Source organism: Bacillus sp. JJ1562, assembly GCF_036962705.1.
GTDB lineage: Bacteria > Bacillota > Bacilli > Bacillales > Bacillaceae_L > Ferdinandcohnia.
This window is the reverse complement of sequence record NZ_JBALOQ010000009.1, coordinates 37,679-63,331: the sequence shown is the minus strand read 5'-3', so window position 1 is coordinate 63,331 and position 25,653 is coordinate 37,679. Positions and strand designations below refer to the sequence as shown.

25 protein-coding genes, 1 pseudogene and 1 riboswitch are annotated in these 25,653 nt (G+C 37.3%); all 26 genes and pseudogenes read right to left on the bottom strand.

The features are described from left to right. Positions 1–198 precede the first annotated feature (198 nt). Positions 199–1,437 carry a flagellin lysine-N-methylase gene (gene fliB, locus V7097_RS06395; protein ID WP_335702777.1) on the bottom strand — a complete coding sequence of 413 codons (1,239 nt, stop codon included), beginning with the start codon at positions 1,435–1,437 and terminating at the stop codon, positions 199–201. Between the two features lie 126 nt (positions 1,438–1,563). Then, entirely contained in the window at positions 1,564–2,379 is an 816-nt protein-coding gene (gene hag, locus V7097_RS06390; protein WP_335702776.1) for a flagellin Hag, read from the bottom strand. Positions 2,380–2,576: 197 nt separating this feature from the next. Further along, positions 2,577–2,810, bottom strand: a complete 234-nt coding sequence (gene csrA / locus V7097_RS06385) for a carbon storage regulator CsrA (protein ID WP_335702775.1) — start codon at positions 2,808–2,810, stop codon at positions 2,577–2,579. A gap of 12 nt (positions 2,811–2,822) precedes the next feature. Next, on the bottom strand, positions 2,823–3,260 hold the full coding sequence (gene fliW, locus V7097_RS06380; protein WP_335702774.1) for a flagellar assembly protein FliW: 438 nt from the start codon (positions 3,258–3,260) through the stop codon (positions 2,823–2,825). An 18-nt stretch (positions 3,261–3,278) separates the two neighbouring features. Next, complete coding sequence (locus V7097_RS06375; protein ID WP_335702773.1) at positions 3,279–3,869, bottom strand: DUF6470 family protein; 591 nt, start codon at positions 3,867–3,869, stop codon at positions 3,279–3,281. Between the two features lie 44 nt (positions 3,870–3,913). Beyond that, positions 3,914–4,792, bottom strand: a complete 879-nt coding sequence (gene flgL / locus V7097_RS06370; protein ID WP_335702772.1) for a flagellar hook-associated protein FlgL — start codon at positions 4,790–4,792, stop codon at positions 3,914–3,916. Between the two features lie 9 nt (positions 4,793–4,801). Further along, complete coding sequence (gene flgK / locus V7097_RS06365; RefSeq protein WP_335702771.1) at positions 4,802–6,364, bottom strand: flagellar hook-associated protein FlgK; 1,563 nt, start codon at positions 6,362–6,364, stop codon at positions 4,802–4,804. Between the two features lie 18 nt (positions 6,365–6,382). Further along, the gene (locus V7097_RS06360) at positions 6,383–6,865 is read right to left on the bottom strand and encodes a flagellar protein FlgN (RefSeq protein ID WP_335702770.1); all 483 of its coding nucleotides are present in this window, start codon (positions 6,863–6,865) and stop codon (positions 6,383–6,385) included. A 20-nt stretch (positions 6,866–6,885) separates the two neighbouring features. Continuing rightward, on the bottom strand, positions 6,886–7,146 hold the full coding sequence (gene flgM, locus V7097_RS06355) for a flagellar biosynthesis anti-sigma factor FlgM (RefSeq protein ID WP_335702769.1): 261 nt from the start codon (positions 7,144–7,146) through the stop codon (positions 6,886–6,888). A gap of 76 nt (positions 7,147–7,222) precedes the next feature. Continuing rightward, positions 7,223–7,627 (bottom strand): TIGR03826 family flagellar region protein, encoded by a 405-nt coding sequence (locus V7097_RS06350; protein WP_335702768.1) that lies wholly within the window; start codon positions 7,625–7,627, stop codon positions 7,223–7,225. Positions 7,628–7,711: 84 nt separating this feature from the next. Beyond that, complete coding sequence (locus tag V7097_RS06345) at positions 7,712–8,416, bottom strand: ComF family protein (protein WP_335702767.1); 705 nt, start codon at positions 8,414–8,416, stop codon at positions 7,712–7,714. Between the two features lie 3 nt (positions 8,417–8,419). Continuing rightward, entirely contained in the window at positions 8,420–8,701 is a 282-nt protein-coding gene (locus V7097_RS06340) for a late competence development ComFB family protein (protein ID WP_335702766.1), read from the bottom strand. A 199-nt stretch (positions 8,702–8,900) separates the two neighbouring features. After that, on the bottom strand, positions 8,901–9,488 hold the full coding sequence (locus tag V7097_RS06335; RefSeq protein ID WP_335702765.1) for a class D sortase: 588 nt from the start codon (positions 9,486–9,488) through the stop codon (positions 8,901–8,903). Between the two features lie 65 nt (positions 9,489–9,553). After that, positions 9,554–11,044, bottom strand: a complete 1,491-nt coding sequence (locus V7097_RS06330; RefSeq protein WP_335702764.1) for a DEAD/DEAH box helicase — start codon at positions 11,042–11,044, stop codon at positions 9,554–9,556. Positions 11,045–11,108: 64 nt separating this feature from the next. Then, positions 11,109–11,951 (bottom strand): DegV family protein, encoded by an 843-nt coding sequence (locus V7097_RS06325; protein ID WP_335702763.1) that lies wholly within the window; start codon positions 11,949–11,951, stop codon positions 11,109–11,111. A gap of 200 nt (positions 11,952–12,151) precedes the next feature. Continuing rightward, entirely contained in the window at positions 12,152–12,523 is a 372-nt protein-coding gene (locus V7097_RS06320) for a hypothetical protein (protein ID WP_335702762.1), read from the bottom strand. A 303-nt stretch (positions 12,524–12,826) separates the two neighbouring features. Beyond that, entirely contained in the window at positions 12,827–13,774 is a 948-nt protein-coding gene (locus tag V7097_RS26015; RefSeq protein WP_438824208.1) for a methyl-accepting chemotaxis protein, read from the bottom strand. After that, positions 13,766–14,710: pseudogene (locus V7097_RS26010) on the bottom strand (cache domain-containing protein); the annotation flags it as partial. The pseudogene V7097_RS26010 and the gene V7097_RS26015, both read right to left, overlap by 9 nt. A gap of 153 nt (positions 14,711–14,863) precedes the next feature. Next, positions 14,864–15,592: an EAL domain-containing protein gene (locus V7097_RS06310; RefSeq protein WP_335702760.1), complete on the bottom strand. Its 729-nt coding sequence runs from the start codon at positions 15,590–15,592 to the stop codon at positions 14,864–14,866. Between the two features lie 55 nt (positions 15,593–15,647). Further along, positions 15,648–15,732: riboswitch (cyclic di-GMP riboswitch) on the bottom strand. Positions 15,733–16,100: 368 nt separating this feature from the next. Further along, positions 16,101–17,057 (bottom strand): DUF4145 domain-containing protein, encoded by a 957-nt coding sequence (locus V7097_RS06305; RefSeq protein WP_335702759.1) that lies wholly within the window; start codon positions 17,055–17,057, stop codon positions 16,101–16,103. 135 nt (positions 17,058–17,192) lie between these two features. After that, positions 17,193–18,572, bottom strand: a complete 1,380-nt coding sequence (locus V7097_RS06300; RefSeq protein WP_335702758.1) for a CorA family divalent cation transporter — start codon at positions 18,570–18,572, stop codon at positions 17,193–17,195. A 66-nt stretch (positions 18,573–18,638) separates the two neighbouring features. Beyond that, entirely contained in the window at positions 18,639–19,976 is a 1,338-nt protein-coding gene (locus V7097_RS06295; protein ID WP_335702757.1) for a J domain-containing protein, read from the bottom strand. 45 nt (positions 19,977–20,021) lie between these two features. Next, positions 20,022–21,317 (bottom strand): tetratricopeptide repeat protein, encoded by a 1,296-nt coding sequence (locus tag V7097_RS06290; RefSeq protein WP_335702756.1) that lies wholly within the window; start codon positions 21,315–21,317, stop codon positions 20,022–20,024. A gap of 10 nt (positions 21,318–21,327) precedes the next feature. Next, positions 21,328–23,061 (bottom strand): Hsp70 family protein, encoded by a 1,734-nt coding sequence (locus V7097_RS06285; RefSeq protein ID WP_335702755.1) that lies wholly within the window; start codon positions 23,059–23,061, stop codon positions 21,328–21,330. A gap of 27 nt (positions 23,062–23,088) precedes the next feature. Beyond that, positions 23,089–24,177 carry a nucleotide exchange factor GrpE gene (gene grpE / locus V7097_RS06280; RefSeq protein WP_335702754.1) on the bottom strand — a complete coding sequence of 363 codons (1,089 nt, stop codon included), beginning with the start codon at positions 24,175–24,177 and terminating at the stop codon, positions 23,089–23,091. An 18-nt stretch (positions 24,178–24,195) separates the two neighbouring features. Further along, entirely contained in the window at positions 24,196–25,638 is a 1,443-nt protein-coding gene (locus V7097_RS06275; protein ID WP_335702753.1) for an AAA family ATPase, read from the bottom strand. Positions 25,639–25,653 lie beyond the last annotated feature (15 nt).

The following is a 25,653-nucleotide window of genomic DNA, read 5'->3' as shown; positions in this document are numbered from 1 at the left end:
GGAATTGTGTGTAAACTGAGAGAATTTATAAAAAATGGTCGCCTATAAAGGCGCCCATCTTTAAAATTTTATTAACGAAGAAGTTGTAGAATTCCTAGTGGTTATTGGTTGGTTAATGCATTGTGAGTCTTGAGTTAATTAGGCACGCTATGGTGGAGTTCGTGGTTTGCTCCTTCCTGCTAGCTACATACTTTAAAGTCAGTTTTTTATAAGTATTGCCAGATAAGCCATTGTTGTATATCCATTATCCTTCAGTAACTTAAAAGCGTTTTTCAAGAATACATTGTTATGTTCGACTGATTTAGAAAATGATTGGATTAGAGTAATAATTAAATCTGTTGTAAGTCCCTTATGAAAACCAGCCATACCGATTAAATGAAGTTTAATCAATGAATAATGCAGGATAAGCATTGCATAATCTTCGAACATATTTTTATTCCCAAACGGGAAGAGGCTTTTGAAGACATAGTTTACTAAATAGTTTTCAAGAATATATTCATGTTCACTTATAAAAGGCTTATAGTACTCCTCAAAAGCCACTTTATATTTTTCTGCGATTGCTTCAACATTTGATTCAGTAGTATATTCAATCCCTTGTAATGTCTCTGATAAGCATTTCTGGTATCTTTCGCTTCCTATCCCATGTGCTACTCTATAATCAAGTAACTCCTTGCATATCTCCATTTGAATTGCTAAGTGTTTCGAGTCAGTAGAAAAAACCGATTTCGCTCCTCCGTTTACCATCATAGTTGAATATTGTGCAATAATATCTTGAATAAAACCTAATTTACCATGGTCAACCGCTTCTTGCACTTTTCTAAAGAATAATCCTAGGAAAATTAGACGTTCATCTAGAGAGTATGTTCTATCCTGCAGAACTTGTATGGTAAAACTACGAAGTTCCCAGAAATACTTAATTGGTTTATTCATCAAATCCGGATTACCCGTATCTAATTCTCTTGCGATAAAACCTGGCGTATTACCTAATTCTTCTGTCAGATCAAATTCCATTCCATTCGGGTTTAATAATGCTAATCTTGCAGCTTCAGGACAAGACATTGTTAGGGACTTCTCAACTACACCGTTTATTTTATTCAAACTTCGTGGGTAGATAGCACATGTATTCGATAAAAAGTCTTCACCAAGATTTAATTGTACCTTACACAATTTCTCCTCAGATAAAAAAGAACAACTTCCTCCATCTTGCATTTTAATTTTAGCAAAATTATCTGAAGAGGGATTAGATCTGTTCCGTATAATATTTTTTTGGAATAAGGGTTTTAGTTCTGTATCTTGAGCTTTTTTATATTTTTTATAAGTGGCTTCATCAATATTTACTCGCCAACCAGCACAACACGAGTCTTCACAAGCAGAACCAATACATGAAAATTCACGTACATATTGCGGGATTAATAATGGACTTACTTTTTTAGTCATTTTGTTCTCTCCTCTCGATGTTCCATTAGTTAAAATAGATTTCCTCAATAAGGGAAGAAATCTATTTTAATCAATGGAAAACTAAAAAAGGATTAGGAAACTCCCAATCCCTTTTTTAAAAAATTATTAACGTAATAATTGAAGAACACCTTGTGGCTGTTGGTTAGCTTGAGCCAACATTGCTTGAGATGCTTGAGCCAGAATAGAGTTTTTAGTTTGCTCCATCATTTCCTTCGCCATGTCTACATCACGAATACGGGATTCCGCTGCAGTAAGATTTTCTGAAGCATTATCCAAATTGTTGATTGTGTGTTCCAACCTGTTTTGTGTTGCTCCAAAAGAAGATCTTGTTGTAGAAACTGTTTTGATAGCTGCATCAACCGCTTGAATATCAGTATCAAATGTTCCTTTTGTTCCATCAGGTTTAACACCATTTACAGTTAAAGTAGAAGAATCCATTTTTGTAGCAAGTTTAATGTTTATTTGTTGCCCTTTATTAGCTCCAATTTGAACATCTATATCAAAATTACCATCAAGTAATTTATTACCATTAAACTCAGTACGTTCTGCAATACCATCAAGTTCTGCATTTAGAGCCGTTATTTCATCATTAATAGATGCTAAATCTTCAGTCCCTAAGAAGCCATTTCCACCCTGTACCACTAGTTCTCTCACTCTTTGAAGAATAGAATGGGTTTCATTTAATGCGCCTTCTGCAGTTTGAATTAAAGAAATACCATCTTGGGCATTACGAGAAGCTTGATCTAAACCACGAATTTGACCACGCATTTTTTCAGAGATTGCAAGACCAGCTGCGTCATCTCCAGCACGGTTAATACGAAGACCTGAAGCTAATTTCTCCATTGATTTTGATTGTGCATTTGTTGCACCATTTAACTGACGATGTGTGTTAAGTGCAGCAATATTGTGATTAATTCTCATTATTATTTCCTCCTTGAATGTTTGTAATCCACATCCTTGTGGAATTTGATTTATTGACAAATAGCACTAAAGTCGGCCGCCTTATGTACGTATTTGTTTTACATACTTAATATCGACATGTTTTGTAATTGTTTAATAGATTTTTAGATTTTTTTCTATTAATTTTTTTATAAAAAAATACCCGTAATCATTTTCGATTAACGGGAATTCTTAAAATTAATATTAATTTGCTTCAATAATTCTATTGGAGTCTGGGAGGCTTGATTGTTTTCATTTTGAATATCGAGATAAACTTCTTTTCGGTGGATTTCAACATGTCTCGGTGCATTAATTCCAATTTTAATTTGCTCCCCACTTACAGATAAAATTGTAATTTCAATATCATCACCGATTTTTATTGATTCATTGACTTTTCTGGTTAGAACAAGCATTTCTCCCACCTCCTACTTCGCAGACACTTTTTCAAAAATCTTGTGTTTTGTTTGATATGAAGTATTTGTTAATATAACCTGTTTTCCTATTTGCTTTTTATGATTTAGAATAACAGGTCCTTGTAAGTTCGCCGTAGTCTTTTCAAACGGATCTTGAACTGTTAAAATTACATAAACCGAAACATCCTTTTCCGATTCAAGTTGAAGCTGTTCAACTACCTGGTCATCGATTGAAAAATCATACTCCTTAAAAAAGAAAAACGGGTTTGTTACAACAAATGCAAGTTGTTGATTCCCAACCGACTGCATAATAAAGATTCCAGTACCCTCACCAAATGGAAGAATTATAAACTTTTTTTCATCCAAAAATCCAGGTATCCCGTTTGCAAAAGAAATAATTTCATTTTCCTTGATAGATATTTCACCATGATATTTCGTATTAATTTTCATTATTTCACAACCTTATTTTTAGATCTCTTGCTTGTAGTTTACACCGGCATATTTCAAATTAACGAAATCAATTTTCAGAGATTGTCTTTGCTCCAAACTAATATCTACTTTTCCTTGTGTGTATTCGTGGATTGGTTTGTTAATCCCTACATTCATAATTGGCTTATTCACCCTCACTTCGATGTCTACCTCTGCAGGAACATAACTAGTCTTGACACTAAAATGAGAAGGTATCCACCCGATATTAAATTGATGCTCCGGTCCTTCATTGTTTCTTTTGGCAATTTGGGCAATTGGCTTTCCGCCGTTTTCGATTTTCATTAGTTCATTGCCTTCTTGCACTCGCCTTGCAATTCCATCTAAAGAATCTTGATATCCCTGATCTGCTGCCTCTGCAACCCTGCGAAAAATATGCTTCAAATCCATATCTGCCCAGGCTTCAGTTTGATCAATTGTCAATTTACCGGGTGTAGTTTGTATCGTTATCTCTGCCTTTGGCTGTTCAATAGACAAATCTGCTTTTGGTTGTTGAATTTCCTGAACAGGCTTAATCGTACGAATTCCTATTTTAGCATTTTGAGATTCTAACCGAATTTGAGCTAACTCCATCAAATCTCTCCTATCAAAAAAGCTATCTCTTTAAAAAAGATAGCTTAACGTAAAAAGTCCATTAATGTTGGTTGCATAATTTTCGCTCCGACTCCAAGGGCTGCACGGTGTACTGCTTCCGCGGTTGTTAAATTAATAATAACCTTTTCCATTTCCGCATCTTCATTCTCAGAAATAATTCTATTCGCAATTACCTCTTGTGAGCCAAGTCTATCATCAATAAGTTCAATACGGTTATATCTTGCCCCGAGATCAGCACGATTTGCGACAACATTCGATGTATGGGAATCTAAAATATCCAGATACATTCCTATATCACCATCAGAGTTAAGATCCTGAATTAAATTATCAAGTTCTGTAAAGATGTCATTTGTATTACTACCTTTTAATAGGTCAGAAGATTTCACATTTACATTAATGTGAACACCTTTAGAAACCTCAAGTAAGACATCACTATTTGAAGTTGAAATACTACTCGTCGCTAGATCAACCGGTGCATCAGTTGTATTGGTACCATTAAAAATATATTTATTTCCGACCTTTGTATTCGCGATAGTAGCAATATGCTCTTTTAATTGTTCAATTTCAATCGCAATGTTCTTCTTTTCATCCGCACCATTGGTACCATTACTCGCCTGCACAGTCAATTCCTTAACACGATGCAGTGCCTGAGTCATTTTATCCATCGCATCATCTGCAGACTCCATCCAAGTATATGCTTCAGATAGGTTTCGTTGATACTGCTCAATTTCAGCAAGGTCAGTACGATATCGCATTCCCTTAATCGCCACAACTGGATCATCGGATGGCTTTGTAATCTTCTTTTGTGTATTTAATTGATCCTGGTATTTTCCAAGTCTTTCGTAACTATTACTTAGGTTTCGCAACATGTTATTTGTTAGCATGGATTGTGTTACGCGCATATTTTACACCTACCTTCCACCAGTACCTAGGCCGTTAATGATTCTATCTAGCATTTCGTCGAGTACTGTAATCATTCTTGCAGACCCGTTGTATGCATGCTGGAACTTGATCATGTTTGTCATCTCTTCATCTAAGGAAACTGCACTTACCGATTGGCGACGATTTTCTACTGAATCCTTCAGTACCGCTGAGTTATCTGCCATGCGAATTGCTTCCTGCGAATCTACCCCCATTGAACCGATGAGAGATTCATAGAAGGATTGGATACTACCTGACGTAATCGGAAAACCAGCTAATTTACCAAAATCAGCATTTTTTACATTTGCTAAATTTGTCGCATTATAGCCATTTCCAGATTCTCCTTGAATGGTTGAAACAGCGATATGGCTTAGATTCTCGATGTTAGCAGAAACACTTATAGTTGACGCTGCACCCGCATGTGCATTTGCTCCAGCTCCAATAAATGGAGTAAAGAAATCTCCACCTTGTGCACTAGCCTCTGTTGAAGTTTTCAATGTGTAACCCTGTTTGTGGACATTGTTAAACTCTGTCGCAAACGAATACGCCATTTTATCCAAGTCATCTAGCATTTTAGAATATATGCCTTTTTCCGCACCATTTTCCACATATCCGTAAGCTTCTACTAATGCTTTCATTTCTCCACTACGAATAAAAGGTATATCTTGTCCATCTAATTTAAAACCAGTAACAGGACCTGTTGGTTGGTCGTTTACTCCGTCTCCATCAGAATCCATTCCAGGAACGACTGAAAGCTTTTTAAAAGTACTTCCATCAATCAATTTGGTTTCCGTCCCGTTGTCACCAACAATTGATATGTCTAAAATACCTTCTGCAACTGGTAATGAATCGCCGCCACTGCTTCTAGGTGGATGAACCTTAATTTCCACATATTTAGAAAGTTCATCAATAAGTCGATCACGTTCATCGTACAAATCATTTGGAAGGTATCCAACTGGTTCAATTTCAGAAATTTGCTTATTAATCCTGCTGATTTGGTCAGAAAGCGAGTTTACTGTTTTCACAGTTACACTGATTTGTTTACCGAAGTCGTCTTTTATTGCAGTTAAAGAGTTTGATAGATAGTTAAAAGTGTTCGCTACCATTTCACCGCGTTGGCGCACTACCGAACGCGCACCTTGGTCTTCTGGGTTTGCAGCTAAATCCTGCAGGGACTGCCAGAATTGGTTCATTGTGTTTGCAAGGCCCGTTGTAGATGGCTCATTCATAATTTCTTCCATTTTTCCCAATGCGTTTGCGCGTGTTTCCCAGTAGCTTGTTTTTGTTTGCTCACCGCGGAACTGAACGTCCAAAAAGCTTTCGCGCACACGTTGAATCGTTCCGGCTTCAACACCTGTTCCAACCTGTCCGGGAATTTTCGCCGCATTTAGACCAGGAGATGGGTATGGATTTGTCTGGGTAAAATTAACGCGTTGCCTTGTGTAGCCGGGTGTACTCGCATTCGCGATATTATGTCCAGTTGTATATAGCGCACTTTGTTGGGTCATCATGCCTCTGCGTGCTGTTTCTAGTCCATGAAAAGTTGATACCATTATTCCATCCTCCGTTGTCTAAGCCTTCGAATCAAACATCGAGCGTGTTTGCTTTTTCTCTTTTGTTCCCGCTGGGTTTCCGTAGTTGACAGTTTGCTCCTGTGGCAAAAGCATGTCCAATGACATGTTCACGTACTGCAAAGATTGATGTGTGAGCTGTTGATTTATGTCATTCGCTGCCTTTAATTCGTGAGTCACTTTAACCAGTTCCTCATGTAATTCCGCTAAACTTGAACGAACTGGATCACTCGTGACCTCAATACACCTCGATAATGTCTTTTCCTGAACACGAGGCCCAAGCAATTGATCAACAATCGCAATTCGTTCATTTTCCAATTGTTTGATTGCTAAAATGTATTTCTGTTCTTCCTTCATTTGTTCGTTAAGGGCATCAATGTCGCCTTTTTTCAAAATGTCTGTTTTCCGCTCAGCTAGCTTAAGTAAATTTTGTTGTAAAATAAGTATTTTTTTGAGCAACGCGACTAAGTTTTCAGCTGACATAGTTACCCTCCATTCTCACATTACTTTTTAAAATAAAAATCATAGACGGTCTTCGCAACGTCTTCTACGTTCACCTTATAGGTTCCACTTTGAACCTGTTGCTTTAGAGCTTCAACCTTTTGTTGGCGCGCAACTGTGATTGGTGAAGTTTCCTGTAGTTGTTTTGCAGCAGAAGAAATTTCGACCTTATCTGTCTGAGTTGACTTTTCTGTTGCGGCAATCTTGTTCATTTGCTTTTTATATGGATTCATTCCAACAGGTCCGAACTGGTTAATTTTCATGGTAAAACCTCACTTTCTATCCGAACTTCGTGTCTTTTCCTTTATATCGGCAGTGACATGAAAATGTTTAGAAATTTTAATCCGCAAAATACGTTCTTTTTTCACGTTCTAGTATTTCTTTCTTCCGTTCTTCTTCCTGTTCAAAAGTTGTTAATTCACTGCGAAGCTCCTTTGAACAATCGTCGCATAAAACCCCGTCTCGGATTATGGTACGACATTTTCGGCATGGATATCCAAGGTTTGGGAATTGAGCCAGTTTCAGCTTTCCTGTCCGGATAAATTTGATGATTAATTCTTCGTCAACACCAGTTCCCTCTGCTGCTTCATAAATGGTCGCTGTGCGATTTTCTCTTTTTCGAATAAATTTATAAACGGTTTCGAACGCGATTTCCTCTTCCTTATAACATTTTTCGCATACATCACGAAGATTTGTTTTTACAAAAAGACTGCCGCAATTTGGGCAATTCAATAGTTCTGCCATGTTGACTCTCTCCTCAAACACCTAATTTCTATCTATTATATCGGTGTTTTTGGATGAGTTTGTAGTGACAGTTTTTTGAAATAACTATCCCCTCATCAACGTCAACGACGAAACCGACATCGCTCCGGCCTTTAACAGCACTGCAGCCGCATGCCTTAATGTCGATCCTGTCGTATAAATATCATCCACTAATAAAATATCTTTATCCTGAACTATCTCAATCACTTGGAACACATTTTCTCCAGATATCCTTTCATTACGGCTCTTTTTCGATTGTTTTTCCAAATGAGTTCGTGCTAGCACTTCATGCACCTGAGCATCCAGTATTTCTGCTAATTCCTTTGCCTGGTTAAACCCGCGCTCATACAAACGTTCGTTACTTAATGGAATCGGTACAATGTAATAGGAAGGAATAAAATGTGTTTTAAAAGCATTTTTCAGTGGGGTTTTAAAAATAGAAGCAATCAAATAGTCACCGCGGAATTTATAGAGGGATAAAACATCTTTCGCAAAGTCATTATATAAGTAAATTGACCGGTTCTTTGTAAGCACACCTTGCCACTCCGGATCCTTTTCCCACCGAACACAGTCATAACAGAGGCTTCCTTCACGATACTCATCGGACAGTTCCGAAAAAGGCCGACCACAAATATCACAAAGTTCACCGTCAACTTTTTCAAATTTCTCACTGCAGGTTGAACAAAGTGGATCTGGTTCGGCCAACGAAAACAATGTCGACCAGGAATCCACTTCCTCAAAATAATTGTGGCAAAGTATGCATGTAGACATATCTTAGCTCCTTTTCGTATTATCGCATTGTGGATTTTTGGCGACGATGTTCACGGCTTCTGCGATTTTCACGTAGAGGTTGGCCATCATTTGTTTATTAAAATATTGGGCGCGGACATAAGCCACTCCGTTATCCTTCGATACATAGCGTGGTGGTAGATTATTTAGAGTAATGGCAAATACATCATTTTTACATTGCTCACATTTGCAAGGCAAGTTGTATTCAGACCAGTTTTCATTGATTGCTTCAGCTACTAGTGGCTCCATTGCATTAAAAACCTTCACACGAACCTCTCCATTCTCTCTATCTTATTTTATTATCACATAATAAACATTAATTGGAAATAGTTTTGTTGTGCCTATCTTTAACAATAATAGATTTGACACGATTGTAAATTCCCCTTTCAACCTATGCAAAATGATACTTTTGTACTATCAAAAAACCCCTAAGCCGGATTCTTCGTCCAACTTAGGGGTCTTAATTTTAATCTACCTTTTTAGCATAAAAAATGAATCGATATGGCGCGTCACCGAGATATCCAAATGGATAACAGGTGGTTACAATGAGCTCCTCGTTCGGTGCTGTTGATTTGATGATGGTTCGGTCGTCAGCATCCACAATTTTCGTATCAACAATTTCATAGGTAAAGTCGCCGTATTCTAATTTCACCACAAATGTATCACCGATTTCTAGCTCATCAAATCGCCTAAAAAGTGTATCGCGGTGACCCGATAGAACGATTTGATCGTTTTGAGTCGGCAGTGCTGTACCGAGGTAATGCCCAACACCTTTCGCCAGTTCCTTTTCATCCGTGCCTTCAATGATCGGCATTTTCTCACCGAGTTTTGGAACCTCTAAAACCCCCATTGTATCGCCTTTTTCAAAGGTCGGAATGACAATTTCCTTTTCTACTTTTTTCTCGGTTGGCGGTGTGGAAATGAGTTCTTCCGCCTGAACCAATGCCTCTTTTTGAGACTGATTCGAATCCCAAATTTGAAAAATCGAGTAGCCTGTTAATGAAACACCCCCGATGATGAAGAGAAGTGCAATCGTATAAACAACTTTTTTCACTGGAAATCACCGCCTACTCCGTTCTTTGCCCGTTATTTTTATCATAATAAAAATGGGCTGTGAAATCAATCAATGAAGCCGTTTTGGATGGCTTCTTTGTTCATATTTTCGATGTGCTGTTTTACCTTGATCATTTCCCTCGTTCTGCCGTAATGAAAAAATAAAATCTCGCCTTTGGGAAATTTAGCACTCCGTCCAACTCGGCCAGAAATCTGCACCAAGGCGCTCTCTGTAAAAATTTTATCCTCCGCTCCCAGCACAGCAACATCAATATTAGGTACGGTTACGCCTCTTTCTAAAATGGTGGTTGTCACGAGTATTGGGATTTCACCAGAGCGGAAGCGTGCTACCTTGTCTTTTCGATCTGGATCCTCGGCATGAACTCCTTCGATTCGGGGATCAAGAGTTTGCAAACTTTCTACGATGCTTTCCATATAAGCAATCCGTGGTACGAATAAAAAAGCTTGCTTACCGATGTCGAGATGTTCCTTTATCCACGCCATCACATTCCCGGGAAGCCTCTTCTTTTTCAAGATTTTCTCCCAGTTCCCACACCATATAAATTCCGGAACTGGTAATGCGTATCGATGAAACCTTGCAGGAATGGTTACAGCTTTTCTTTTACCCGCTGCAATTTCATTTTTCCAGGTTTGATTAGGCGTTGCGGTGAGGTAGATGGTCGACGAGATGTCCTTTTTCGATTGGTTCACAGCATATTGCAGCATTGGCTCAACTGAATAGGGAAAGGCGTCTACCTCATCTATTATGATCATGTCGAAGGATTTGTAGAAACGGAGAAGTTGGTGGGTTGTGGCAAGCGTGATGGGTGCAGTCTTGTTGCGGTCCTCGCTTCCTCCATACAAGGCGATAACATCAACTTGTGGAAATGCAGATTTTATCCGTGGTGCTAGCTCAATTACGACATCAGTTCGTGGCGTCGCGATACACACTCTTTTACCGACCTGAAGTGCCACTTCGATTCCCTCAAACAGAATTTCAGTTTTCCCCGCTCCACACACAGCCCAGACTAGTAACTGGTCATCGTCCTGAAACGCATTTATTAGTTCTGTAGAAGCCTTTTGTTGTCCCGGTGAAAGGGTTCCTTCCCACACAAGTGGTTTATCCGGAATATCAACATTCTGACTCGGCCCCGTCCAACTCACCAAAACCGTGCACTCACTCATCCGTCCCATATTAATGCACTTCCTGCAATAAGTACATTCTTCTTTACACCTTTCACATTCAAACGAAGCAAACAGTTTTTGGACGGAATTCCCGCACCGAACACAGGAATAACCATCCTTCGTTTTCGTAATGCATTTTCGATATTGCAAATAACCATTCAAATAGTGAGTATGTATGTCTTCTAGGGATAATGGAATTTCTTCAAGTAGGAGTTGCTTGCCGTTGAGTAATTGTTGGAGTTCAGAGGAGTACTTAAAAGTGGGATTCATTTGCTGCAGATAGCCGGATTCAAAATCGGTAATTCGCTTGGCGCCAGACTTGTCCAATAGCTGTTCAGGGATTAATATTTCTTTTTCTAGTAAAAATCGCATGAAGGACCTCCGTATTTATTATTCAATTAATAACAGCGCCGCACCTCAGCACGGCGCCCCTATTTTATTTCTTATACCAACCTAACCCAATCGCACCTTCACCAAGATGGGTTCCAATAACAGGTCCGAAATAGCTTAGTAAAAATTCGACATGTGGGTATTTCTTTTCAAGTTCAGCCTTCAATTCCTTCGCCTCTTCCTCAATGTTTCCGTGGATCAGCGCTGCACGCATTGGAACACCTTTGCTTGCATCTTCATCAAATAATTCAAACACTCGATTCAACGCCTTTTTACGCGTACGAATTTTTTCGAATGGCACAATCACTTTATCCTCAAAGCATAAGATTGGCTTCACCTGTAACAAACTGCCGACAAAAGCCGCAGCCCCGCTCAGGCGGCCACCGCGCTGAAGATTTGTGAGATCATCCACCATAAAATAGGCTCTCATCGACATTTTCATCTCTTCTAACCTTGCCATAATCTCTTCAACTGGCTTTCCTTCATTCGCCATTTCCGCTGCCTCTAGCGCGTAAAAGCCTTGCACAATACAGCTGATTTCAGAGTCAAAAGCATGTACCTTCACACCTTCAACCATTTCACCTGCAGTCACTGAACCTTGATAGGTCCCGCTAATTCCACTAGATAAGTGAATACTAATGACAGTATCGTACTCCTGTCCTAGCTTTTCAAAAAGCTCCACGAATTCACCAGTCGGCGGCTGTGAAGTGGTTGGCAAATCCTTGCGAGCCTTTAGCTCTTCGTAGAAAGCCTCTGCCGTAATATCGACTTCCTCACGATAGGTCTCCCCGCCAAATACAACACTTAGCGGAATCATATGTATATTAAGTTTTTCACGAAGTTCCTTTGGAATGTAAGCTGTACTATCAGTTACAATCGCCGTTTTCATATTCTTTACCTTCCTGTCCTGTTTCTTTATAATTTCCATTTTAAATGAAATGGACGGGGATGTCACTTGTTTATAAGTATGTGTTTTACACGGAGGGAAGTGGTGATTTTTTCAAAAAACCATCTCTCTTGGTCTAAATTTTTATTATTTGTTGAGAAACTAATTTAATGGTCCGATTCTCTGGTTACCTCCAAATGGCTCTAGACAGATTTTTTCCAAATTTCACACATATATCTAGCATCCGATGTAAGCCATTTTTGAGCTTCTGGTCTATCTAATAATGCTTGATGTTCTTCACAAATTCTTTTTGCAATACGGAACTGGAGGTCTTTAATATACCTGTTGACTAATATTAATACTTTTTTATCTGAATCTGTTAGAGTTACAAAGGTTCCTTGCTCTAACTCTTCTTTTATTATTTTTATAAACTGTTGTGCATTAGAATTTAGCAGAACATAATTTTGAGCCTCTGTTAGACGATTCCATTCATTGATTATCATTTTTCTGGCATTAGGGAAATTTTTTTCGGAAACCATGATGTTAACTAATCGGATAACACTTTCAATTTTCAAATTTTATCCACCTTCTTAGGTCTTTTGTCATATAAATTTTATACACACAGAAAACAAAGGTCAATAATTATTCGAAAATTTAGGTATTTATTATTAGTTAATTTTTCTAAGCTGAAAGCAAATTAATAAAAACACAACGAGCTGTGATCAAGCAACCCGCTGTGTTGAATATACATTATCTGTTTACAGTTTATATTAACTCACCATGGTATTTACCTTATCAACTACGAGATGAATTTCCCTCAAGGTTTGTTACTATTTCCGAATCAACATTTATTTGATTTAAAAAGCTCTTGTTGATGATCACACCCTAAACTTCCTAACCGCTTCTTGTAACTCCTCAGCCATATAAGATAAAGAAGCCGCTGAAGATGCGATTTCCTGCATGGATGCTAATTGCTCTTCTGTTGCTGCAGATACCTCTTGGCCCTGTCCAGTTGTCTTCCTAGCAATTTCATCTATTTCACTTACAGCTTCAACCACTTGTTGCGCGCCTTGTGTCATTTGTGCTATTGATGCTGAAACTTCCTGTATTTGTGAAGATACTTCATTAACAAATTTTTGAATTGTTGTAAAGGATAAACCAGCATTGTTTACCACATATATTCCCTTTTCGGTCTCTTCTGTTCCCTGATTCATTGACTCAACAGCTTGTTTGGTATCTTCTTGGATTGAAGCGATCAGTTCGCGAATGCTTTCGGTCGATTTTGCTGACTGTTCCGCTAATTTTCTCACTTCATCTGCGACAACAGCAAAGCCTTTTCCGTGTTCTCCCGCTCTTGCTGCTTCAATGGCTGCGTTTAAAGCTAAAAGATTTGTCTGACTAGCAATATCGGAGATCACATTTACAATCTGATTAATTTCTTCGGAACGCTCTCCTAATGAATTAATAATTTTTCCTAGATCTGCTACCGATGTATTGATATTTTGCATTTGTTGAATAGATTCCTTTAATGCCTGTTCACCGTTCTCCACGATGGCCAATGCTTCATCAGAGGTTCTAGAAACATTTTGAGCATTCAATTCAATTTGTTGAATGCCAATATTCATTTCTTTCACTACTTCTGTAGTGTGCCTTACCATTTCTGTTTGTTGTTCAGTGTCAACCGCAACTTCTTGAATCGCATTTGCTATCTGTTCAGTTGCTTGGCTATTTTGTTCTGAGCTTGCAGTCAATTGTTCTGAGGATGCTGCCAATGTCTGTGATTTTTCATCTACCTGTGATAGTAGTTCCCTCAATGAACCCAACATTTTATTAAAGCTATTACCTAATTGTCCCACCTCATCATTGTTTTTCACTTTTATGGACTGAGTAAGATCTCCATTACTTACTTTATCCGTAACCTGTACTAAGAAATTCAGAGGTTTCGTAATACTTCTTACAATTAAAATAGCACTAGCTAAACCAATAAAAATAAAAATGGCTACTATTAATAATGTTGAAAGTAGAATACCTTGAGTTGCTTCATCAATCTCTTTCTGTTCCATTACACCTGCGATTTTCCAACCAGTTTGTTCGTTCGTAACAAAGGTAGTTTCGTATTTATTACCTTGAAACTCATCAGAAAGTATTCCACTTTGTTCTTCAAATATTAATTTGCTATAGGTTTCCCCTTGTGGTACTGAACCAGTTTCTTGAGTTGGATCAACTAAATATTTTCTTTGTGCAGTAAGAATAAACGTATACCCATTCTCACCAATTTTAATACTGGATGTCATTTTTTTTAGGGACTCTAAGTCGATGTCCAGACCGATAACGCCAGATCCATCATTTATCGTTTGTGCTATGGTCACTAAGATACTACCAGTAGCTAAATCCTCATATGGTTCTGTAATGATAACTTTCCCTGGGTTTGCAATGGCTTGTTTATACCATTCTCTCTCTCTTGGATCAAAATCTTCAGGTAGACTAGCATTTGGATATAAAAGCATGTTCCCATCTTTGGTTCCCGAAAAGATTGTCACTATGTCAGGATGAAGAAGTGAATATTGTGTAAAGGCCTCAATTGTAGTTGGTATTTCAGCCTCTACAAAGGACCCGGCATTTAGCTTGGATACGAAATACTCAACATCATTGTACTTTGAAGATATATGATCGACTATATATTGATTTAGAAGATTTACATTTGCTGTAGAACTAGCAAGTATCTGTTTTTTAATTTCCTTTTGTGCACTATTGTAAGACATAAAACCAATCGTAAAACTTGGTAACAAGATAATGAAGATAAAGGTTATGTATAGCCTCTTGCTGATTGTAAAATTAAGTAATTTCTTTCGTTTTCGTTTTTCTTGGTTGTTTTTCATAGTTGAATTTCCTTTCTATTTGTACAGAGTAATAACTTATGATATTACGACTGATTTAGATTTTAGAGATGAAGGTTTACCAAATAGATACCCTTGCACATAAGTAACTCCTAGTTTGTAGGCTGTTTCTAAATCAACTTTTCTTTCAATACCCTCTAGAATTAGTTCACATTCATATTTTTCACAATAACTTATTATGCTTTTTATTAGCTCTCTCTTTTTACTACAAGTGGCAAGCTCTTTAGAAAAGTAACGATCAAATTTTATATAATGCGGTTCTAATTCGATGATGCTCTTAATATCAGAATATCCCCTACCAAAATCATCAATTGCTATTTTAAAACCAAGCTTTTTTAATTCTGAAATTTTATTGATAAAAGCATCAAAATCCTCGATATTTTCAGACTCTGAAATCTCTAAGATGATTTCTTGTTTACTGAGATCATCCCTTTTTAACAGATTCATAATGAATTCCATAAAATATTCATGCAGGATTGTTGAAGGCAATATATTTAGAAAGAGCTTGCCATCCTCACTTGTGTAACCATTTGATTGATAGGTTTTAATAGCCTTTTCTATAGAATAACAATCAATTTCATACAGTTTTCCAAAGTCGCTAGCTTCATGAAAAATGAATTCTGGACTGGGTATGCTTACAGACCTGATTAGTGCTTCATAACCCAAAGGTGAATTATTTGATAGATCCAAAATGGTCTGAAATACATGAAAAATGTCTTTCTCTTCTAATTGATTTTTAACCAACAAATTCATTCCCTTCTTTTCGAATAAAGATCCTAATGAAAATCAGGTTTCATTTATTCTCAGCAGCTAGGCTACCATAGCTTTTTAGCTTTAGGCCCTTGGCTTTGCGCCCTTAACTTTCATTAAGTTTGCCTTTTCAGAAAGATTATAATACTAAAGTACTAGGTTGACTTAAACTATTATACTACCTTTCGACAAAATGCCAATATTTCCGACAAAGTTTGACACAAACTTTTTAAAAAAATGAACTTTTGATGACTTACTTTGTCTCCTTTTATTCATACGAAATAGCACCATTGTTAAAGAAAGTATTCTAACCAATAAAGAAAGCACAACAAGATTATTTCTCGTTGCGCTTAATACATTCACTTCTATTCTATCGACAGATGTTTAGAAATTTTTAGTCTAAAAATGTTAGTAAATAAACCCATTGAACCTTCACAATACAAAACTTTATTCACATAAAACAATAAAAAAGCCAACTTCACAACGAAGTTAGCCAAAGATATTTCTATTTAATCATATATTTAGTTTCAAATTCTTCTGCAATCCGTTGCAATAAAACCTCTAATTCACCATTCGTTTGAAATGTGAACGCATATCCATAATTTGATTTGAGTTGATCGTTTTCTTTCATTCTCGGAAAGTTCTTTAATGCAGTACTTTTTCGTGACTTAGTCTGCTCCTCATCAAACAATTTCGCTTGTCCCACTAGCCAAGGATGAATAGCAATTGTTGGCGTAGCATTATCTAACAAATAAACATAGCCCGTTTTAAAATTTTCAAATTGAAATTCAGCCGCCTTTTTAGTTTGACCTCTATAATTAAAACCGGCTTTTCTAAAAGTTGATTGGAATTTTTCTAAAGGAACTTGTCTACCTTTGTTTTTAGGCTGATCAAGAATTGGGTTTCTCTTCTCCTTAACAATAGGGTGTTGTTTCTTCTCTTCCTTCAACTGACTCAGCTGTTCTTCAATTTCCGAAATCCTTGCCTGCGTTTCTTTTATGTACTCATCCATCCATTGTTTCATAGCATCAAGATCTTGGCTTTGCTTAGAGGGTAATTCATAAGAAGGCGCACTGAAGGTATGGCTAACATAAACCTCTGCATACCATACTCCTAAATCAAAAATAGTCCGGTGTACTTCTTTTGCTACTTCTTGGTCCATTTCTAATACTTGATGGGAGGCAATGTTACCATTTTTTCGAATGAATTCAAGCTTTTTATAAATATCATCATCAATAACATCATGTCTAAATAATCTATTTATCTTTTCTACCAGTTTTAGTGGGTACACTTCACTCATATTTTCTTGCTCAAAAATCATATTAACGAATAGTTCTCCAAACAAGCGCGCCTGTGTCATCGCCGCCTGTGGTTGGTCCCATAAAAGCGCCTCAACGCGTAACGCCAACTCCTCTAATTGGCAGGAAAATTCTCCGATAAAATGAAATACACTGGTCTTCATTTGTTAATCACTTCCTGTTCACTAATAGTTAAATTCTACTATATACATGGTAACTTTCCCAATAAAAAACAAAAAGCCAAGCCCCCAAAAAACGCAAAAAGCCTAAATCAACAACGATTTAGGCTTCCTTAAAAACTATTTATTTTCCTTAATCCAAAGCAGTACCATTAGATAGACTACAAGGGTAGATAAGATCAAAATCCACCAATGCTCTGCTATATCGGTAATAAAATCTAGGTTCATTCCGAAAAATCCTGTAATCACTGTGACTGGTAAAAAGAAAATGGAAATAGTAGTTATCTTGCTATTAAACTTTTCTGTTGCAACCTTTTTCTCTTGTTCTGCAAGATGTTGAATTCTTTGTTCAGCTGCATCTGTATAAGATGAGAGCGCATTGAGTTCATCGTGAAGTTCTCGGAATAAATCACTAATGCGTAGGTTTTCCCTAACCATTTCATACAAATGCCCATAATGAGTGATATTTGTAACTTGATTATAAGAACTGCGAAGCATGAACCGTACGATTTGATTTCGAAGCTCGGAAATAAGGAAGTTTTGCTCCGTATAGTTATCCTCGCCTACCTGTTGTAAATCGTAGGAAAGCTTGGAAGCCACGATTGACAATCGTAATAAGGCATACTTTTGATGAAGGGCAAGGATGTATATATAAAAATAGGTTGACTCAATTTGATGCATATAACTCGATTGAAAAAACTCTTCCGTCTTTGCATCGTCTGTTTTCGTCACAATATTCGCCAATCCTTCGAGAGAAATTCCCCAGTAGCTATTATCAAACAACGGTAATAATCCAGGATTCTTATCGAAATCTTTTTCAACAATACTCGGCTTATATGTTGATTTAAAGCTCCTTCGCAATTGAAAGAGGTAAGATGTTAAAAACGAACTATTTTCTACTTCTAAATCGATTTTTGATGAACTATATACAAGAGCATGTGTTGGGGTCTCTTTCCCTTCAAAATAAGAAGAAACTTCTAGTGACTGAGACAAATCGGTGATTAAGGAACCGAGATGAACATTCTGCTCGTAAAACTCGTCCCGCCCAATCTTTTTTGTATAGGAAAGATTGTACTCGTATTGTTCTAATTTTTTTGCATAATAAATGGTTTCAATTAGCGTTTCTATTTGAATATTTTTAGGCAATCCTAACTTTATAACCCAAAAACCAACTTGCGTTTCAAATAAATATAGCTCGATTGCTGGGATACTAAATTCATACTGTTCTTGCTTAGTTTGCAACGTAAGCATAAGGTCATTTTTATTAGGTAATCCAAATTTTGAACGAGCTTTTTGTGTCATAGAAAAATGAGAACCAATTGTTTCAGGATGATTTCCACTAGAAACGAGCATTTCTACATGTTCAAATAATCGTTCTGTTTGGATATTTGTTGGCTGAAAATAGTCAGCGTTCAAACTACGAACCGCTTCTTTATACTCCTTATCATAAGAGAATGGCACGATTAGGAATGTAACATACTTTGTAACCTCGGGATGCATAAGGTACCACCTCTCTTTAAAAAATGAAGAGAAGCTGGAAACCCTTCTAGCTTCTCTTTCATTTTGTTAACGTTCATTTGTATATATTAATTCTGTCACTTGAAACCCGCTGCCACTTTGATTAATATGAAATCTACTTTCAAATTCCTTATATGAAGTAGTTCCATTCAAATAATAAATATTGTATGATTCCATCGTGGTTGCTTCATAGGTTTGATTACCGATATCTTGTACATCGATTAATTCGAAGCTCAAGAGTTCTTCCGTAATTCCTTTTTCAATCAAGTAATTTGTGTAATCCAACTGTTCGAAATACCGCTTACTGTTAGGTGCCAAATAATAATCCACGTAAGAAAAGTCTTGATAATTTATGGCATTAACACTATCAGCCATGTAATTGTATAGAAACTCTTCAAGAAGAATCAGGTCGACCTTCAATTCTGGACCCCTTAAATCTTCACTACTTAATTCGTTAGTAAAAACCAATTCATTAACTAATAGTTGCTGCCCATTCACCCTTAGGTGATATTGACTTTCGAAGGTTTTTCTTTTTATTCTTCCATCCGAATAGTAAATATCATAGACTTCCTCGGTTGTTGCATCGATAAATTCACCGGTAGCCTGGACATCCTTTACCTGCATTTGAACAAGATCTTCAGTAATGCCTTTTTCAATCAAATATTGCGTGTAAGAATGCTGCTCTTCTAGTTTCTTACCAGTTGGGTCCAAGAAACTTTCCACCTTAGAAAAGTCCACTCCGTCTATCACTTCCACAGAAGCTATAAAGTATTGATGCAAGAATTCTTCCACTATTTCTTTTGAAGGAATCGTATTTGTTACCTCCTCAGGTTCAGGAGTTTCTTTGACAGTATCCAAATCAGAATTACGATCCGTTGATTCAGTGTCACCAATAGTTGTGTTCGTTTCAACTGAGGACCCCACTTTCGCTGTTGTACCCTCTACTGGATCAGCAACATCTTTAGCTGGTGAGAACGTGATATAAAGGATATAAAGCACTGCACATGCTAACAAAATGTGTAAGATCGGCAATTTCTTTTTATTTTTCACTGATGCTACAGGTCGATTACTTGATCCAGAACCCTCAGACCGATTTCTCGACTCCTCTTGACTAACTGGATTTATTGGTTGTCCCGAACTTGATTGAACAGGTTCTGGTTTTGAAGTAATTCGAGTCACAGAGCGCTGTTTTTCGAGTTGAGCGTCATAATAGCTACGTTGTTCCTTATCTGACAATGTTTTGTATGCTTTGGTTAAAAGCTGAAACTCCTCAGGATGTGATTCATTTGGAAATTGCCTGATCATCTTTATATAAGCTTTTCTAATTTCGATATCTGTTGCGGTTTCAGCTACACCTAAAAGTTTATAGTAATTTTCTACGTTCATTTCATTGCCCCCGCAGATGAAACATTAATTATATTAATAAAATATTTATCTCTCTTTTATTTCACTTGTTAACTTCTTAGCGTACGATGCTGTCCACTCGTTAGGGAATTGTTCTTCCACTTTAGAAAGAATATCTAAAGCTTGTTCCATTTTTCCTTCACGATAATAAGTATTAGCCTGAACGACTAGAAGATCATCCCGATAAGGCGACTCAATATAGTGTTCAGATGTAGTATTAAAGAACCGTTGAAATAGCTCTGAATCTCCAGAAAGTGAGTCCAATTTCTGCTCAATTTGAATATAGTAGTACAAGCTATCATCACTAAAATACTCTGTTGAATCTAACTGAAGACTTAGCTCAAACTTTTCTTTAGCTCGTGCGTAGTCACCTTTCTTATATAAGGAGTAGCCACTATTAAACTCCTCTTTTGCTTCCTTGGAACGTACGGAAGTTAAATCAAGGTTCGCCTTTTTGTATAAGGCTTCAGTAGTTTCATACTCTGATACCTTCGCTAACTCTAGCTCAAGTTCTTTCTTTAAGCTTTCTTTTTCAGACTCCACACTGCTTAGTTGGGATTCGAGTTCCGCAATTTTTTTCTCAAACTCTGTAGAAATAACACTTGTCTGTCCATCACCTGTCGAAGAAACCTCATAGTTTGTTGGTACAGATTTCCAGTCTCTACTTCCCACATAGATTCCACCAGCAACTACTACCGCGAGAGCACTTGCGGATAATATAAGACTTTTTTGTTTTCGTTTTTTCCTTCTTTGCAATGCCTGTTCATTCGACTTTCCCTGCTCTTTAATTGTTTTTTCAGCAAGTAAACCATCCCTAACAGAAGTAATGAACCGCTTAATAGATGGAGCTTTTTGAATCCAAAGAGGTGCATTTGAGAAAAATTCAAATGCTTGTTCCACCTTTCCTCTTTCAAAAAGAGTAATGAAATAGAGTCTATACACATCCTGAGGTAGAGGGAAGGGTGACTCCCGCTGTAAGAGTGGAGAAAGAATCCCTTCAGCTTCCTGAACCTTCTTTTCTCCTACAAAGGACAATGCCTGAATATATACAGTACGAACTTCTTCATATGCTCCTAAAGTCGAAATAATCTGTTCCTTTCTTTCGTGGAGCTGTGAAAATTGTTCTGCATTTACCCGCTCCCAATAGGACAATCCTGCTACCGGATTACCCATCAAGATTTCAACTAACCCAGCCGTCCAGTTTGTCTCTGAGTGAAAAGGAGCGGAAGCTAAAATGGATTCCAGCATCCATTTTGCTTCCACTAATCGGTCTTCTTTTATTAATAGTATAGCTTTGTTATATTTGCTAGTTAGTTGCTTCATCGTACAACCCCTATACTAATTCAATCAATAGATCTGTTAGCTCTTCCTCATATTTTTGAACTAAAGAACGTTCGTTTTTCTCTAATGCGATTTTAATATTTTGAAGAGCAGACATTAACTTTTCTTTCTCCATACCTTCCGTACTATTCAACATACGTTCTCCACGTGTAATAACACTTTTTACTTCTTGGTATAACTCAGATTTCTCATAGTCGTTTTCCACTTGAGCTTTAGCAGCATTAACTTCCTGCTCTGTCATTGTTCCTGCTTGTGTCTTAACGATAGCAGTAGCTTTCCTTCCAGTGCTCACAATGGTTGCTTCTACTTGAAGCGTTCCATTTATGTCGTAAGAGAATTTAACATCAATAGCTTCTTGCCCTCTTGGTCCTGCTGGAATTCCCTCTAAAATAAAATCAGAAAGGAAAATGTTTTGATCTGTATATTGGTTATCACCTTGGAAGACATTTACGTTTACACTTGTTTGGTTATCACTAACTGTGTAATATCGCTTACTTTCTGTGATTGGAATTGTACTGTTTCTTGGGATGATTGGGTCAAAAAATCCTGGAACCGTTTGACCACCAATCTGTCTGACAACCTCTGTTCCAAGTGTGTACGGACATACATCAATGACCATGATTCCTTTTGAGGTATCAATTTGACCTGTTTTAATTCCAGCTTGAACAGCCGCTCCAAGCGCTACAGCCTCGTCTGGGTTGATGTCCTTCTTCGCTTTTTTACCGAACTTCTCTTCTACAAGCTGCTGGATTATAGGAATTCTTGTCGATCCCCCAACAAGTAATACTTCATCAATACCAGAAACCCCTAGACGAGAGTCTTCTAGTGCTTCATCTACTTTAACAAGTGTCCTTAATGCCATGTCCTTAATTAACGTCTCAAATTCTTCTCTTGTAATGCTCATGTTCACACTGACCGGAGCATTGTTGTATATCGCAATAAACGGAATATTGATATTTACATTTGTTTGGCTAGATAGGCTTTTCTTAATATTTTCAGATTCAAGCTTAATTCTTGCTTTTCGTTGGTTGATTTCTTCAGGAGATCCAAAGCTAAATAAGTCAATTCCCTCTGTTTGTTTAAAGTTTGCAATAATCCAATCGGTTAGCGCATTGTCAAAGTCAACACCACCTAGTTTGTTATCACCAGCACTTGCCTTTACCTCTACAACACCATCGAAAATTTCAACGACGGAAACGTCAAATGTTCCCCCACCAAGGTCATAGACAAGAATATGTTGATTTTTATCAATATTTTCTAAACCATAAGCAATTGCAGCTGCTGTTGGTTCGTTAATAATACGCTCAACCTTTATACCAGCAATTTCCCCTGCTTTCTGAGTAGCCTTTCGTTGTGCATCATTGAAATAAGCCGGAACGGTAATAACGGCTTCTGTTACAACTTCACCTAAGTATTCTTCCGCACTTTTCTTTAGGTGCATTAATATATGAGCGGAAATTGTTTCAGGTCGGTAGCTTTGTCCACCAACCATGATGGTTTCATCTGTTCCCATAAGACGCTTCACTTCTGTTGCTGTACGATCAGGCATACCTGGCATAGCATTCTTTGCATTTTGTCCGATAGTGATTTCGTCATTGATACTAATCTGGAAAACCGAAGGAGTTGTACGACCTCCCTCTGTATTAGGAATAATTTCAGGTTTTTCACCTTTTAAGTATGCGACTGCTGAGTTTGTTGTTCCTAAGTCAATTCCGATAACTGCCATGTTGTTCTCCCCCAATAGTTTAATAGTTTATAAGACTGATGTTACACTTGCTTTTCGTAGGACCTTACCAGTGGCCTTGTCCAAGAAACCACGCTGATGGACTGCATACACTTGATATTTTTCAACTGGCACTTGAACCTCATGCTGAGATACCGTTCCAATACATTCCATCGTTTTCCCATCCAGTAATTGGCCCATTACTGGAATTTCAACAATTCCATGCGTTTCTAATAACGAGAGAATTTTATTGATTGCTTTCTCAATCTCACTGCTCCATTGCGTTTCATTGACCTGTAGTGTTGATTGGTACACGAGATCGAGCATATCGAAGATTTCAATGGCAACAAGCTTCATCTTTTCAATATTTTTGTTGGACTCACTCTTTATTTCGTCAATCTTATTTCCTTGATCATCATCAGACATTTGTCCGAATTCTTCCAGTTGTTGTTGAAATTCCTGCATAAGCTTATACGTAATTCGATTGCTATTCTTAAAGTCACCTTTAATTTGTTCTTGTAATTCAGCTAATGACTCTTGAAGCTTAACTAAAAAATTAGGCTGTCCTGCCCCAGGATTATAATAGAATTCCTCTAAAGGCTGTAAGCTTTCTTTTTCACGCTCAAGAATTTCTTGTATAGTAGCGCTCAAGATGCCCTCTCCTTCCTCAAAATAGAACGGTAATTTATTGATTAACTGTTGTTTCATAAAGTCTAATTCTTTCTCCCATTTTTCAATAGGGAAATCTTTGCTTTGAATAATATATTTAAGGGTTATTTTGCAAATTTCAAGCTCATCAATTGCCCATTTGAATAAGGTAAATATCACTACTTTTGAAACTAATTTATGATAAGCAAGTATACCTTTAGCTCCATCAAGAGGTAGGCTATCTTTCTTAACTGGTTTCTTTGAAACATTTTGCCTAATCTGATTGATTGGTTTTATTGGTATTAGCCTTGGTCGGTAGTACGACGATGCCCTAATATAGTTGTAGTGCTGATGAACTTTAATATTAATTATTGGTACAGGTTGTTGTATTTTTTCTATTTCTTCTGGACTCATTTTTTTCATTAACTCCAAAAGTTCATTAATATCATCTGGTCCAGTTCTAGAATTCAATTAATCAGCCCCCTTTGGTTAGACACCCTGTTTACCTCTTACAACCTTTTCAGTATCTGACAAGGTATTCATATTATTTAGAACCATGTGCATAATAACCTTTTCAATTTCATCTAACTTACCGTACGGGTGGTTTTGTTGCTTACAGGTCACCACATAATTCGCTTTACATAGAATAGCCTCTTCAATAATATTTCGAACCAGTCGTCCATTCCCATGTCTTTTAGGGTTTTCACTTACCTTTTGCACAAGAATTTTTCTGAAAATCTGAGCAGCATCTTCTGTCATTTGGTATTGCTTTTGCTGAAGCATTATCTTACCTATTTCAAATAATTCATCAATACTATAATCCTCAAACAGTATGTGACTATTAAATCGGGATTGAAGACCTGGATTCGATTGTAGGAAACGTTCCATTTCAATTGGGTAACCGGCTAAAATGATCACCAACTCTTTGCGTTTATCTTCCATTTCCTTGACAATTGTATCGATTGCTTCAATTCCAAAGTCATTACCTTGTCCACGTACAAGTGAATAAGCTTCATCAATAAATAAAACGCCTTCTCTTGCTTCCTTCAGTTTACCGAGTGTCTTCACAGCAGTATGACCCACATACTCCCCAACCAAATCAGCTCTACCCACTTCTACAAGATGCCCTTTTTTTAACACGCCCAAAGCTTTAAATACTTTGGCGATAATTCTAGCAATGGATGTTTTACCTGTGCCTGGGTTTCCAGTGAACACCATATGTAGACTTGGTTGATTCACCTTAAGCCCCTGTTCTTGTCTTAATTGGTTAAAGATGACTAGATTGCAAATCTCGCGAACTCGCTGCTTCACTTTTTCAAGACCGATATACGAGTCAAGTTCCCTTAATACGTCCTCAACAACGGTTTTGCTAAATTCATGCACCTCATCACCCTTTAAGTCATCTCTCGTTTCAATCGCCTTTTCCATTTCATCAATCCAACCAAGGATATAGCTTGTTGAATCATTGATAGCAGACTTCTTAGTTGCAGTTTTTAGTGAAAATTTAGCTTTTCGTAATGCGGTTTGAACATTTTTCACATTTTCCTTAGATATGTACGGCATATGCTCCTTAATCTCACGGCTAACCGATAAATTCTGCGTTGCTAGTGTACAGTGTGCATATTGTACATATGGATTTTGGTCGGATTCACCTACATGAAAGGATATCGCAGATAACCATTCACGTTCGGCTTCCTCTATATAGCCTTTTCCCTCATACATTTGAGCAAGTCGTTGATGCCATCTACTTAAAAATTGATAAAACGGAAGAAGTGAGTTCTTATTTTCTAAATGTACCTTTTCAATAAGTCTGTAAGCTCTGAACAAATGGTAATGGACAAGTGAAGTATCTTCAGCAATGATGGCTTCCCTTATTTCTTCATCAAGAGCATTCATTGATTCATACAACATTTTTAATCTTGATTGGTCCAAGTAGGTCTCCTCCTC